The organism is Comamonadaceae bacterium OTU4NAUVB1 (assembly GCA_024372625.1).
Lineage (GTDB): Bacteria > Pseudomonadota > Gammaproteobacteria > Burkholderiales > Burkholderiaceae_C > Variovorax.
Window position 1 is genome coordinate 323,798 of the sequence record CP099607.1, and the last position, 13,403, is coordinate 337,200.

Genomic DNA, 13,403 nt, shown 5'->3' on the forward strand with positions numbered 1-13,403 from the left:
GCCCCGGCACCGTTTCCCGCCGACGCCGGCTGCCTCCCGGGGACCACGCGCCCGCCCGCGCGGCCGGCGGACCATCGTCCGCATGGACTTTTCGAACTGGTTCCCCGATTCCCTGAACTTCATCGACGTCCTGCTCGCGGTGATCGTCCTCCTGGGCATCGCCTCCGGACGCCGCGACGGCTTCGTGTCGGGCCTGCTCTCGCTGGCGACCCTGGCGGCGGGCCTGGTGCTGGCGCTGGCGTTCCATGCGCCGCTGGCCGGCTGGCTGGCCGGACGGGCGTTCGTCCACGACCCGTGGGCCGCGCCCGCGGCCTTCGGCATCGTGCTGCTGGCGGCGTCGCTCGTGCTCGGCGCCCTGGCCCGGGCGGTGATGCGGCACTTGCCCTACCGCATCCACACCCACGCGGTGAACCGGTGGCTGGGCGTGCTGCCCGGCGCCGTGACCGGTGCGATCCACGCGGCGGTGGTCGCGGTCGTGCTCCAGGCCTGGCCGCTGTCCGAGCGCATCGACGCGGAGGTGCGCGCCAGCACGCTCGCCGAGCGGCTCGCCCAGCCGGCCGAAATGCTCGAAGCCCGACTCCGTCCGATCTTCGAGCCGGCCGTGCAGCGCACGATGCGCGGCCTGACGGTCGCGCCGGGTTCGCAGGAATCGGTGAAGCTGCCGTTCTCGGTGGCCACCGCCCGGCCGCGTCCCGACCTCGAGGCGGCGATGCTGGTGCTGGTGAACGCGGAACGCGCGAAGGCGGGGTTGCCGGCGCTGCAGGCCGATCCGCAGGCCCTGGAGACGGCGCGGGCGCATTCGCAGGACATGTTCGCCCGGGGCTATTTCTCGCACGCCACGCCCGAAGGTGCGAGCCCTTTCGACCGGATGCGCGCGAACGGCCTGCGCTTCCGGACGGCGGGCGAGAACCTCGCCCTCGCGCCGACCCTGCCGATGGCCCATCAGGGGCTCATGGATTCGCCGGGGCACCGGGCGAACATCCTTCAGCCGGCTTTCGGGCGCCTCGCGATCGGCGTCCTGGACGGTGGACGACGCGGGCTGATGGTCACGCAGACCTTCCGCAACTGATGACGCTGGCCGGGGCGCGTCATCATCGGACCCGGTTCATCCTGGGCTGTCCGCCGACATGGCGCTGCGCGAGGCTGCGCGAGATTCACCTTTTCATTCGAAAGGCGCTTCAATGACGGTCCAGTACGTGGTGTCGATTTCCGGTCAATTGCTCTATTTCGACGCGGCGCGCCAATCGGCGCCGGCGTTCCCGCACGATGCGGAAGATCCGGACGCCAAGCCGGCGCTCAAATTGATTCCGCCGGAAGAAAAGCCCGCCGCGCAGCCCGAATGGGACGAGGCACTTTCGGAATTCACGGCGGAGCAGCGACAATCCGCGGAAATCAGCGAAGTGCTCGACCATTGAACCGGGCGGGTCCGCACGGTCGACCGCTCAACGCATCGGCAGGGGCTGGCGGGATTCGAGCGGTTGCCACGTGCTGGCTTCACGCACCAGGCGGCGCGAATGCTTCAGGCGCTGCGCGATGGCGCAGTCCAGCGGCGAAGGCTTGAGCAGCGAACGACCCCATGCGAGGCAACTGCGAAGCGAACGGCGGGTCAAATTCGGGTACTGATACATAACGTTCCAAAACGTGAAGTTTGAAACAATTTAGTTTCAAATCTTTCAGAATGATGTCAGCCGAGACCGCGTCTTCGGCCAACGGGTCGATGGATGGTTAGGACGCGTCCATCACGGCTTCCACGGTGCGGCTGAGCATCTGGATGTCGAACGGCTTGCGCAGCACGATCGCCCCGGACACCCCGTCGAGCGCGAGGGTGTCGGAATAGCCGCTCACGAACACGATCGGCAGTCCGGGATGGCGCGCCTGCGCGATGCGCGCGACCTCGGCCCCGTTGAGCCCGGGCATCAGGAAGTCGATCACGGCGAGCGACGGCACGAAATCCTCGATGCGCTGCAGGCCGGACTCGCCGTCGGCGGCTTCGCTCACGAGGTAGCCCGCGTCGCGCAGTCCCTGGACGATCACGTCGCGCACACCGTCGTCGTCGTCGATCACCACGATGCGCCGCTGCGCGCAGACCGGTCGCGCCACCGACGTGCCGTGGGAATCGGCGGCCGCCTCGGTCACGGGCGCGGTCGACGGAAACCGCATGTCGATGGTCGTGCCGACGCCCACCTCGCTCTGGATCGTGAATTCGCCACCGCACTGGACGACGAAGCCGTAGACCTGGGCCAGGCCCAGGCCGGTGCCCTTGCCTTTTTCCTTGGTGGTGAAGAACGGCTCGGCGGCGCGCGCCAGGACGTCCGGGGTCATGCCGCGACCGCCATCGGACACGCGCACGCGCACGCAGGACTCGCCGTTCGAGGTCATCTGCGAGCGCTCGCAACGGATGCCGATCACGCCTCCGTCGGGCATGGCGTCCTTCGAATTCAGCGCCAGGTTGAGCAGCGAGAGTTCGAGCTGGTCGGCGTCGCACAGGGCCCAGGCGTCGGGCGCGTCGAGCTGAAGGCGCAGGGTGACGGCCGGGCCGAGCGAGCTGCCGATGAGTTCGCGGGCGCCCGCCAGCACCGGCCCCATGGCGGTCGGCCGGATGGACAGCTTCTGGCTGCGCGAGAAGGCCAGCAGCTGCTGGGTCACCTTGGCGCCCTTGGCCACCGCGTTGGACAGGTTGAGCGTGTACTTGGCCAGCGGATCTTCCGGCGGCATCTTGCGCTTGAGCAGCTGCACGTTGCCGCTGATGGTCATCAGCAGGTTGTTGAAGTCGTGCGCGATGCCGCCGGTGAGGTGACCGACGGCCTCCATGCGCTGCGCCCGGTACATCGCGGCCTCGGCGCGGGCGCGCTCGGTGCTCTCGGCCTGGAGCTGGCGCGACTGGTCGAGCAATTGCTGCTGGGCGAGGTGCATCACCGCCGCCAGGGCTTCGGTGCTCGACTTGCGCTCGTCGTCCAATGCGATCTGGCCCCGGCCGTCCTTGAGCACCAGCAGGGCCATCGGGATGACCGTGACGATCACGAACAGCGCCATGGCCGCGTCGACGTCCAGCCGGTCGAGGTGGACGGCCCGCACCAGCACCCAGCCCACGACCGGCGGCACGAGCATGAAGCCCAGCTGTCGCCGCGCCGCGCCGCCGGCCGCATAGGACGACGCCACCACCGCCGACCAGCCCAGTTCGGGGCGCAGCACCAGCGACGCGATCGACAGCACGAAGATCGCCACGGCCGTCTGCACCGCCATGTGGCTGAACCCCTTCAGCGCGGAGAACTCCTGGACGCCATAGGCATGGCCGAGCAGCGCCATGGCCGAGAGCACCACGCCCACGCCCGCGCTCAGGTCGGCGACGACCGAGCGGCCGCTGAACAGCACCGACACCGCGATGCCGAGCATGGCGAGCGCGGTCGCGCTCGACATGCCCGCCGTGGGCACGGAGAGGTGGGAGACGTGCGCCGCGATCATTGCGCCCAGCCGGTCCCGGTCGTACAGGACGTGGCTCGCCAGCACCAGCACCGCCAGCACCCCCACCAGGGCCGCCAGCGTCACCCCCGACGGACGGCGGCCGGTGCCGCTGGCCAGCAGCGACGTGGCGAGCAGGACGATGCCCAGGGTGGCGATGGCCGAGATCGCCGGATCGCCCGGCCGGAGGGCGACCAGCACCGGCACGTCGAACACATGGCCGGCGAATGCCAGCACGCCGATGACCAATGCAATGCCTGAAAAGGCATGAACGAATTTCATAGACGCAAACAAACGGCTTTGTAAATTAAAACTAAAGATCAAACTCAATTGCCAATCGCCGCACCCATCGTGCCGAGGCGACCCCGATGGAGGTCATCCTATCGTCTGAAATGATCGATTTCCGCAATTTCGATTGAACCAATGGTCTCAATTCAAAGCGTGATTTCTTTAGCTAATACTTAATAGTTCCTTAACGATGACGGGTCTTGTCGCACGCCCGACACCCGCCGTGATGCCGCCGCCGGGGCGCTCGATGGCGACGGCCGGCGCGGGAGCGGACGGGGTCTCAGTCGTTCCAGCCGAACACGAACCGCGCGCGGAAGCGGGTCGACGCGACGAGCCGCGCGTTGGGCTCGTCGGTCGAGGCCACCCAGTCGAGCGCCTGCTGGCGGCTGCGGCCGAACTGCTCGTGGCGCCGCGCGAGCCGGTCCGCGCGCAGGGTGTCGTCGACGTCGACATACCAGACGTCGTCGAGCAGGGGCGCGACGCCCTCCCAGCCGCCGCCGTCGAGCAGCAGGTAATTGCCCTCGGTGATCACCAGCCGCGTCTGCGGCAGCACGGCGATCGCGCCGGCCACGGGTTCCTCGATCTCGCGCCGGAACTCGGGCGCGTAGACGATGCCCGGCGGCGACGCGTCGCGCAGTCGCGCCAGCAGCGCGACATAGCCGGCGCTGTCGAAGGTGTCGGGAGCGCCCTTGCGGCCCGCGCGGCCCAGGCGCTGGAGTTCGACGTTCGCCAGGTGGAAGCCGTCCATCGGCACGACCTGCGCGACCCCGGGAAAGGCCTGCTGCAGGGCCAGGGCCAGGGTCGACTTGCCGGCGCCCGGCGCGCCCACCAGGCCCAGCAGCTTGCGCCGCCCGTCCCGCAGGAGGTCGCGCACGCGCGCGAGGTGGGCCGGCGCGAGAGTCGGCGCGAGGGAAGGTCGGGGCGTGGTCATGAGGCGGGTTCTCGGTCGGGGGATCGGGCCGATTCTCGATCCTCGTTCCCCGGACGGACCTGACCAAGCGCCGCCACTCGACATCACCACCCCCCGGCTCCGGCCCGTACAGGGGCGAAGGGTTCCCGGACGACGTTCGCCGATCACGGCCGCCACCCGCAGCGCGCCGGATGTCGCCTGCGGCGTCGCCGGCCCCGGGATCTCCACGGCCGCGTCGATCGGGCCGCCGCGCAGGGCCGTGAACACCGCCCGAGCGCCGTCGAAGGCCCGGGCCGAAGCGAGCGAGCCGATGGCGGCAGAGCCGCCGCCGGCGCTCTGGCTGTCGCGCCGCCTTGCGATGGCGACGGGCGGACCGCCGATCCCTCGCCCCCACGGGGCCTTGGCAGCGCCGGGAGCGGCCGCGCGGGATCGTTGAGAAAATGTGAAGTTCGGTAAAGATGGCGCCGCCCGTGGCGTCGTCCGGACCCGTCGCGACAATGCCGTCCGACACTTCGGCCTCTTTCCTCCCCATCCGCTCACCGCGATGCCCATGCCCCACTCCGTCCGCTCCGCATTGCTGCGACCGTTCTCCCGGGGCGCCCGGTGCGGGATCGCCGCCTGCCTGATCGCCGGGCTCGCCGCGACGGGATGCTCCCGTGGCGACAGCGGCAAGACCGCCGCCGCGCCGGCCCCCCGGGAGGTCGGCGTGGTCACCCTGAAGCCGGAACGCCTGTCGTTCAACACCGAACTCTCCGGCCGCACGGTGGCGCCGGTCATCGCCGAGATCCGGCCGCAGGTGGGCGGCATCGTGCAGAAGCGGCTGTTCAGCGAAGGCTCGCTGGTCAAGGCCGGCCAGGCGCTCTACCAGCTCGACCCGGCGCCGTTCCAGGCCAGCTACGCCAGCGCGCAGGCCAACGTGCGCAAGGCCGAGTCCACGGCCGCGACGGCGCGCACGGTGGCCCAGCGCAACGCCGAACTGGTGAAGATCGACGCCATCAGCCAGCAGGTCAACGAGTCGACCCTGGCGGCGGCGCAGCAGGCCGCGGCGGACGTGGCCGTGGCGCGGGCGGCCGAGCAGACCGCGCGCATCAACCTGGGCTACACGCGGATCAACTCGCCCATCACCGGCTGGGTCGAACTCTCCACCGTGACGCCCGGCGCGCTGGTCACGGCCAACCAGACGACCGCGCTGACCACCGTGCAGCAGCTCGACCCGGTGTACGTGCACGTCACGCAATCCAGCGCCGAGCTGCTGCGCCTGAAGCGCGACCTCGCCGAGGGCCGGCTGCAGCGCGGCGACGCCGACGACGCGCCGATCCGCCTGCTGCTGGAGGACGGCACCACCTACCCGCACCCCGGCCGGCTGACCTTCGCCGGCGTCACCGTGGACGCCAACACCGGCAGCGTGACGCTGCGCGCGGTGGTGCCCAACCCCGATCGCCTGCTGATGCCCGGCATGTACGTGCGCGCCGTGCTGCAGGAGGGCGTGAACGAGGCCGCGCTGCTGGTGCCGCAGCAGGCCGTGACGCGCGCGCCCGACGGCAGCGCCTCCACGCTGGTGGTCGGCGCGGACGACAAGGTGGCGCGCCGGCCGATCAAGGTCGGCCGCGCGGTGGGCAACCGCTGGCAGCTGCTCGACGGCCTGGCGGCGGGCGACCGCGTGCTGGTCGAGGGCTCGCAGCGTGCCCGCGTCGGCGACACCGTGCGGGCCACCGAGGTCGCCGCCAATCCGGGCGCGGCGAAACCGGCCGCGCCGGCCGCCTCGGCCGCCCAGGCGCCCGGCCCGGTGGCCATGCGCTGAGGACCCGGCGCCATGGCACGCTTCTTCATCGACCGACCCATCTTCGCCTGGGTCCTGTCCATCATCGTGATGCTCGCCGGGCTGATGTCGATCCGCTCGCTGCCGCTGGAGCAGTACCCCGACATCGCCCCGCCGCGCGTCTCCATCAACGCCACCTACACCGGCGCCTCGGCCAAGACGGTGGAGGACTCGGTCACGCAGGTGATCGAGCAGCAGATGACCGGGCTGGACAACCTGCTCTACCTGCAGGGCACCAGCAACGCCTCGGGCATCTCGCGCACGCAGCTCACCTTCAACGCCGGCACCGACATCGACGTGGCGCAGATGCAGGTGCAGAACAAGCTCCAGCAGGCGATGTCGCGGCTGCCGCAGGCGGTGCAGAGCCGCGGGGTCACGGTCACCAAGGGTGGCAACGACTTCCTGATGATCGTCTCGCTCTACTCGGGCGACGGCAGCGCCGACGCGGTCGACGTCGGCGACTACATCACCAGCAACCTGGTCGACGTCGTCAGCCGCATCGACGGCGTGGGCGAGGTGCAGACGCTGGGCACCGGCTACGCCATGCGCATCTGGCTGGACCCCGACCGGCTGCGCAAGTACGCGCTGATGCCCTCGGACGTGAACACGGCGCTGCTCGCGCAGAACGCCCAGGTCTCCGCCGGCCAGCTCGGCGCCCTGCCCGCCGTGCAGCAGCAGCAGCTCAACGCGACCATCACCGCGCGCAGCAAGCTGCGCACCGTCGACCAGTTCAAGGCCGTGGTGCTGCGCGCCACGGCCGACGGCGCGGTGGTGCGGCTGCAGGACGTGGCGCGCGTCGAGCTCGGCGCCGAGAACCTGACGGTGCGCTCGCTGCTCAACGGCCGCCCCGGCGCCGGCATGGGCGTGGTGCTGGCCGACGGCGCCAACGCGGTGCGGGTGGCCGAGGCGGTCAACGCCAAGATCGCCGAGCTCAAGCCGCTGTTCCCCAACCAGATGGAGAGCTTCGTCAGCTACGACACCACGCCCTTCGTGAGCGCGTCGATCGACGAGGTGATCAAGGCGCTGCTGGAGGCGATGCTGCTGGTGGTGGTGGTGATGTACGTGTTCCTGCAGAACTTCCGCGCCACGCTGATCCCGGCCATCGCGGTGCCGGTGGTGCTGCTGGGCACGTTCGGCGTGCTGTCGGTGTTCGGCTACTCCATCAACACGCTCACCATGTTCGGCATGGTGCTGGCCATCGGCCTGCTCGTGGACGACGCCATCGTGGTGGTGGAGAACGTCGAGCGCGTGATGAGCGAGGAAGGCCTCTCGCCCAAGGAGGCGACCCGCAAGTCGATGGACGAGATCACGCCCGCGCTGGTGGGCATCGCGCTGGTGCTGTCGGCGGTGTTCATCCCGATGGCGTTCTTCGGCGGCTCGACCGGCGTCATCTACCGCCAGTTCTCCATCACCATCGTCTCGGCCATGGTGCTGTCGGTGCTGGTCGCGCTGACGCTCACCCCGGCGCTGTGCGCGACGCTGCTCAAGCCGGTCGGGAAGGGCGCGCACGCGCCCCACGGCGCGCCGCGCAAGGGCCCGCTGGGCTGGGTCGACCGCTTCTTCGCGGGCTTCAACCGCCGCTTCGACCGCACGGCCGACCGCTACCAGGGCTTCGTGGGCGCCATCGTGCGGCGCGGCAAGCGCAGCCTGCTGGTCTACCTGGCGATCTGCGCGGCGATGGCGGTGATGTTCCTGCGCCTGCCGACCTCGTTCCTGCCCGACGAGGACCAGGGCTTCGTGCAGGTGCAGATCACGCTGCCGCCGGGCTCGTCGAACGCGCGGCTGCAGCCGATCCTCAGCCAGGTGCAGACCTACTTCGCCAGCCAGCCCGACGTCGTGAGCGTGAACCTGCTGACCGGCCAGAACGGCGACCAGAGCTCGGCGCGCGCCTTCGTGCTGCTCAAGCCGTGGGCCGAGCGCAAGGGCGCCGAGCATTCCGCCGCGGCCATCGCGCGGCGCGGCAGCAGGGACCTCGCGACGGTCCGCGACGCGCGCATCTTCGTCGTGCTGCCGCCGGCCGTGCGCGGGCTGGGCGCCAACGCGGGCTTCAACTTCTTCCTCAAGGACCAGAACGGCCTGGGCCACGAGGCCCTGGTGAAGGCACGCGACCAGGCGCTGCAGCTGCTCGGCCAGCGCCCGGAGATGGTCAACGTGCGCAGCAACAACCTCGAGGACACGCCGGAGTTCGCGGTCGACATCGACGACGCGCGCGCCGGCGCGCTCAGCCTCTCGACCAGCGCCATCGACAGCACGCTGTCCTCCGCCATGGGCGGCACCTACGTCAACGACTTCCTCAACAACGGCCGCGTCAAGCGCGTCTACATGCAGGGCGACACGGCGTTCCGCATGCTGCCGGCGGACATCGGGCGCTGGAGCGTGCGCAACACGCTCGGCCAGATGGTGCCCTTCGGCGCCTTCTCGGCCTCGCGCTGGAGCTACGGCTCGCCCCAGCTGGTGCGCTACAACGGCGCGCCGAGCTACGAGTTCGTCGGCGACGCCGCCGCCGGCATCAGCTCCGGCGCGGCCATGGCGGCGGTCGAGGAGACCATGAAGCAGATGCCCCAGGGCATCGGCTACGAGTTCACCGGCGCCTCGTTCCAGGAACGCCTGTCGGGCGCGCAGGCGCCGATGCTCTACGCGATCTCGATCCTGTTCGTGTTCCTGTGCCTGGCCGCGCTCTACGAGAGCTGGTCGGTGCCGTTCTCGGTCATCCTGGTCGTGCCGCTGGGCATCGTCGGCGCGCTGCTGTTCACGGGCCTGCGCGGGCTGACCAACGACGTCTACTTCCAGGTCGGGCTGCTGACCACCGTGGGCCTGTCCTCGAAGAACGCGATCCTGATCGTCGAGTTCGCCAAGCAGCTCCAGGAGCAGGGCAAGAGCGTGCTGGACGCCACGCTCGAGGCGGTGCGCCTGCGCCTGCGACCCATCCTGATGACCTCGCTGGCGTTCGGCTTCGGCGTGCTGCCGCTGGCCATCGGCACCGGCGCGGGCGCCGGCGGTCGCCAGTCGATCGGCACGGCGGTGCTCGGGGGCATGGTGGTGGGCACGGCGCTGGGCATCTTCTTCGTGCCGCTGTTCTTCGTGCTGATCCGGGGCTTCATCGAGCGCCGCCAGGCCGGGCGGCGCGCCGGGGGCGACGGCGAGGCGATGATCCCCGCCGCCGCGACGGGAGGCCGCTGATGCGTCGCCCGTTCGTCTTTCCGCGCCCGGCCCTGGGCCTGCCGGCCCTGCTGCTCGCGGGCTGCGTCAACCTGGCCCCGCCCCACGCGACGCCCGCCGCTCCCGTGCCGCCGGCCTGGGCGTCCGCGCCGGCGGCCACGGCGGCCGCCACGGCCGAGCGCGCGCGCGCCGCCGTGGACGAGCCCGGCGCGGCGCCGCACGACCTGGGCTGGCGCGACGTCCTCGTCGACGAGCGCCTGCGCGGCACGGTCGCGCTGGCGCTGGCGAACAACCGCGACCTGCGCGTCGCGGCGCTCAACATCGAGCGCGCGCGCGCGCAGTACGACATCGTCCAGGCGGCGGTCTACCCGACGCTCAGCGGCGGCGCCTCCGGCAGCCGCTCGCGCACGCCGGGCAGCGTGTCGGCCAACGGAGCGACGCGCTTCGCGACCCAGTACAGCGCCACCGTCGGCCTGGCCAGCTACGAGATCGACCTCTTCGGCCGCGTGCGCAACCTGGGCGAGGCCGCGCTCGAGGGCTTCTTCGCCACCGAGGACGCGGCGCGCACCACGCGCATCAGCCTGGTGGCCGACGTCGCCGGCGCCTGGCTGACGCTGGCGACCGACCAGCAGCGCCTGCGGCTCGCGCGCGACACGCTGGCGAGCCGGCAGAAGTCCTTCGACCTGATCGAGCGCGGCTACCAGCTCGGCGCGCAGTCGGGTCTGGCGCTGGCGCAGGCGCGCAGCACCGTCGACACCGCGCGCGCCGATGCCGCCGCCTTCGACAGCCAGGTCGAGCAGGACCGCAACGCGCTGGCGCTGCTGGTGGGCGCCACGCCGCCGGCCGAACTGCTGCCCGCGACGCCCGACGGGCCGCTGGCGGCGACCCCGGCGGCCCGCCTGCTGGCGCCGCCGGAGGGGCTGGCCTCCGACATCCTGCAGCAGCGCCCCGACGTGCAGGCCGCCGAGCACGCGCTGCGCGCGAGCGACGCCAACATCGGCGCCGCTCGCGCGGCCTTCTACCCGCGCATCGCGCTGATCGGCTCGGGCGGCACGGCCAGCAGCAGCCTGTCGGGCCTGTTCAAGGACGGCAGCGCCATCTGGAGCTTCACCCCGTCGATCAGCGTGCCGATCTTCGACGGCGGCATCAACCGCGCGAACCTGCGCGTGGCGGAGGTGCAGCAGCGCATCCAGCTCGCCACCTACGAGAAGACCCTGCAGACCGCCTTCCGCGAAGTGGCCGATGCCCTGGCGGCGCGGCGCACGCTCGACGAGCGCCTGGCCGCGCAGCGCTCGCTGCTGGCGGCGACGACGCGCGCCTTCGAACTGTCCGACGCGCTGTTCCGCGCCGGCGGCGGCGATTTCTTCGTCGTGCTCGACGCCCAGCGGTCGCTCTACACCGCGCAGCAGTCGCTGCTGGCGCTGCAGCTGGTGGAGCAGGCCAACCGGCTGACGCTCTACCGCGTGCTGGGCGGCGGCTGGGTCGACGAGACCCGGACCGCGGCGCCGGGCGTCGTGACCTCAGGCACCCCCGGCGGCTGAACCGGACGCGGCGTCGGCGGCCGGCGCCGACCCGGCCACCGTCAGCAGCATGAACAGCCCCTCGACGGGCCGGCCCTGGTCGCGACGCACCGCCCCGCGCTCGACGTGCCGGACGTCCAGGCCGTGCCGCCGCGCCAGCTCGCGCAGGTACGCCTCCGAGTGCGCGTAGCGCAGGCTCGCCTGCAGCGCGAACGACACCGTCCCGCGCGCCGCCAGTTCGACCGAGAAGGCGAAGACGCCGGCCTCGGCGAGCACCCGCGAGACGGCCTCGAAGGCGGCCGACAGGTCGCCCACGTAGATGAAGACGTCGGCCGCCGTGACCAGGTCGAGACTCGACGGCGGCGCGGCCCGCAGGAACTCGACGACGTCCTGGCGCGCCAGCGCGTCGTAGGCGCCGCCCGCCTCGGCCTGCGCCAGCATCCGGCCCGACAGGTCGACGCCGCTCAGGTGTCCGACCACCGGCCGCAGCAGCGCGCCGCACAGTCCCGTGCCGCAGCCCAGGTCGAGCGCGCGCGCGAAGGTGCGTCCGGGGGCCACGGCGCTCAGCGCCCGCGCCAGCACGCGGTGCGCGCGGTAATCGAGCACGTCGACGACGTGGCCGGCGAAGCCCTCGGCGTAGTCGTCGAACAGGGTCTCCACGTACAGCGCCGGCGCCGCCGGGGGCGCTGCGCCGACGCCGACGGCGGCCAGGTAGTAGCCGTGGAGTTCGTCGTCGGCCCCGTGCGCGCGGGCCTGGCGGAAGGCGTGCGCGGCGTCGGCCGCACGGCCCTGCTCCCGCAGCAGCGTGCCCAGGTTGGTCCACGCGGGCGCGAAGGCCGGATCGGCGACCACGGCCCGCTCGTAGGACGGCAGGGCCTGCGCGTCGCGCCCCAGTCCCTGCAGCACCTGGCCGTGGCGGAACCATGGATGGGCCGACCCCGGTGCCAGCGCGGCGGCACGCTCGAAGGCCCGGAGCGCCGCGTCGGTCCGCTGGCGCATCGCCTCGGCATTGGCGCGATGGAACCAGGCCTCGGCGTTGTCGGGTTCGGCCGACAGCACCTGCGACGCCGCGTCCTGCGCCGCGTCGGCCCGGCCGAGCGCGAGCCGCGCCGCCGCGAGGTTGAGCAACGTCGAGACCCGGCCCGGCACCAGCCGCAGGCTGGCCTCGAACTGCGCCTCGGCCTCGGCCGGACGTTGCGCCGCCAGGTGGGCCAACCCGTCCATGAAGCACTGGCGGGCCGCGTCGAGCGTGGTGGAGGAGACGGAGGGGTGCATGGAGGGGACGTCGTCGTGAAAGGGAAACCGGTGCCGGTCACCGGGCCAGACGCGGCCGGCGGTGGCCTGGAACAGGTTATCGCATGGTCGGGACGGTGGGCCGTGGCGGGGCACGGCAGGTCACGGCATGTCACGGCGGCCCGTGGCAGGGCGTCCGGCCGCGCCGGCCACGGCGCCTCCAAAGCGTAGTAATACTTTTTATTTAGGAGACGATTTAAAGTTAAACCTTAGTACTCAGTTAGAGAATTTCCGGTCCGGATGCAATTCGAAAGTCCCTTTTGTCGAATCCAATTTGTGAAATGCTGCACAGACATGAATTCGAGATCGCTGCATCATTGCGGCACCATGAAATTTCTTATCCTTCTCGCAAGCATCGCAATGACCTGGGGCCTGGTGGCGACTTTCGGATGGATCTCCATCGTCGTCTGCTTCGGTCTCGCCCTCGGCAGCCTGGTGTTGTCCTGCGGCGCCGCCGAAGACGACGCGCCGGTCCCCGCCCGCCTTCGCCAGGACGGTTTCTTCGACGCCAGCTCCACCCCCCAGGGCAGCCTCTGAGGTCGCGGCCCGGGTGCGCCGCCGTCGGCGCGCCCGGGCCGAAATACGCCGATTGGAATTGGCGTCGCAGAAGAATTGAGAATCGATTTCCCGGCTCCGGGTTTCCACCCATCAATTGCCTTTTTCTTTATTGCGCGGCGACACGCAATTGCAATTGAAACGATTCGCGACAATTACGCGAGTCATTCGGGTTTACCAGCCCCCCCCATTTTTCCTTTTTCATTTGAAGCGCACCGCGCGCCGTCGGCGCCGTCATGGCAGTCGCACTCGGCCTGGCATCGGCCCAGCATCGGCCCGCCATCGCCGTGCATTGGCGAATCCTGACAATCGCTTACACCTGAATGCGCCGGCGCTGCATCCGGCGCGGTCCAGGCGTCGTACAGGCATCACGCGCTGTTCGATCCCGAACACGCGGTCG

Annotated in this window: 10 protein-coding genes; 6 read left to right on the top strand and 4 right to left on the bottom strand. The window is 70.9% G+C overall.

Going from position 1 to position 13,403, the window contains the following annotated elements:
* Positions 1-82: 82 nt before the first annotated feature.
* A complete protein-coding gene (locus tag NF681_21140) occupies positions 83-1,069 on the top strand; it encodes a CvpA family protein (protein ID UST56111.1) in 987 nt (328 codons plus the stop codon).
* 58 nt (positions 1,070-1,127) lie between these two features.
* Complete coding sequence (locus tag NF681_21145) at positions 1,128-1,415, top strand: hypothetical protein (protein UST56112.1); 288 nt, start codon at positions 1,128-1,130, stop codon at positions 1,413-1,415.
* 79 nt (positions 1,416-1,494) lie between these two features.
* Here NF681_21145 and NF681_21150 read toward each other — a convergent pair whose 3' ends face one another.
* The 3 genes from NF681_21150 to NF681_21160 all read right to left on the bottom strand — a co-directional run bounded on the left by NF681_21150 (position 1,495) and on the right by NF681_21160 (position 4,678).
* Positions 1,495-1,710 (bottom strand): hypothetical protein, encoded by a 216-nt coding sequence (locus NF681_21150; GenBank protein ID UST56113.1) that lies wholly within the window; start codon positions 1,708-1,710, stop codon positions 1,495-1,497.
* 15 nt (positions 1,711-1,725) lie between these two features.
* Positions 1,726-3,741, bottom strand: coding sequence for an ATP-binding protein (locus NF681_21155; protein ID UST56114.1), 2,016 nt, complete (start codon positions 3,739-3,741; stop codon positions 1,726-1,728).
* A gap of 286 nt (positions 3,742-4,027) precedes the next feature.
* The gene (locus NF681_21160) at positions 4,028-4,678 is read right to left on the bottom strand and encodes a nucleoside/nucleotide kinase family protein (GenBank protein UST56115.1); all 651 of its coding nucleotides are present in this window, start codon (positions 4,676-4,678) and stop codon (positions 4,028-4,030) included.
* 529 nt (positions 4,679-5,207) lie between these two features.
* Here NF681_21160 and NF681_21165 point away from each other — a divergent pair.
* Genes NF681_21165 through NF681_21175 form a run of 3 tightly spaced genes read left to right on the top strand, consistent with a single transcriptional unit; the run spans position 5,208 to position 11,176 of the window.
* Positions 5,208-6,458 (top strand): efflux RND transporter periplasmic adaptor subunit, encoded by a 1,251-nt coding sequence (locus NF681_21165; protein UST56116.1) that lies wholly within the window; start codon positions 5,208-5,210, stop codon positions 6,456-6,458.
* Between the two features lie 12 nt (positions 6,459-6,470).
* On the top strand, positions 6,471-9,656 hold the full coding sequence (locus NF681_21170; GenBank protein ID UST56117.1) for an efflux RND transporter permease subunit: 3,186 nt from the start codon (positions 6,471-6,473) through the stop codon (positions 9,654-9,656).
* Complete coding sequence (locus tag NF681_21175) at positions 9,656-11,176, top strand: efflux transporter outer membrane subunit (protein UST56118.1); 1,521 nt, start codon at positions 9,656-9,658, stop codon at positions 11,174-11,176. Before NF681_21170 ends, NF681_21175 begins: the two co-directional genes overlap by 1 nt.
* On the opposite strand, the gene NF681_21180 is transcribed toward NF681_21175, so the two are convergent.
* A complete protein-coding gene (locus tag NF681_21180) occupies positions 11,156-12,430 on the bottom strand; it encodes a tetratricopeptide repeat protein (protein ID UST56119.1) in 1,275 nt (424 codons plus the stop codon). The two genes, NF681_21175 and NF681_21180, sit on opposite strands and share 21 nt — an antisense overlap.
* A gap of 312 nt (positions 12,431-12,742) precedes the next feature.
* Here NF681_21180 and NF681_21185 point away from each other — a divergent pair, with 312 nt between their 5' ends.
* On the top strand, positions 12,743-12,985 hold the full coding sequence (locus tag NF681_21185) for a hypothetical protein (protein UST56120.1): 243 nt from the start codon (positions 12,743-12,745) through the stop codon (positions 12,983-12,985).
* Positions 12,986-13,403 lie beyond the last annotated feature (418 nt).

Excerpts from the sequence above, each read along its gene's own strand:
- NF681_21140 (UST56111.1), top strand. The coding sequence starts at position 83 with ATGGACTTTTCGAACTGGTTCCCCGATTCCCTGAACTTCATCGACGTC.
- NF681_21145 (UST56112.1), top strand. The coding sequence starts at position 1,128 with ATGGCGCTGCGCGAGGCTGCGCGAGATTCACCTTTTCATTCGAAAGGC.
- NF681_21155 (UST56114.1), bottom strand. The coding sequence starts at position 3,741 with ATGAAATTCGTTCATGCCTTTTCAGGCATTGCATTGGTCATCGGCGTG.
- NF681_21160 (UST56115.1), bottom strand. The coding sequence starts at position 4,678 with ATGACCACGCCCCGACCTTCCCTCGCGCCGACTCTCGCGCCGGCCCAC.
- NF681_21165 (UST56116.1), top strand. The coding sequence starts at position 5,208 with ATGCCCCACTCCGTCCGCTCCGCATTGCTGCGACCGTTCTCCCGGGGC.
- NF681_21170 (UST56117.1), top strand. The coding sequence starts at position 6,471 with ATGGCACGCTTCTTCATCGACCGACCCATCTTCGCCTGGGTCCTGTCC.
- NF681_21175 (UST56118.1), top strand. The coding sequence starts at position 9,656 with ATGCGTCGCCCGTTCGTCTTTCCGCGCCCGGCCCTGGGCCTGCCGGCC.
- NF681_21180 (UST56119.1), bottom strand. The coding sequence starts at position 12,430 with ATGCACCCCTCCGTCTCCTCCACCACGCTCGACGCGGCCCGCCAGTGC.
- NF681_21185 (UST56120.1), top strand. The coding sequence starts at position 12,743 with ATGAATTCGAGATCGCTGCATCATTGCGGCACCATGAAATTTCTTATC.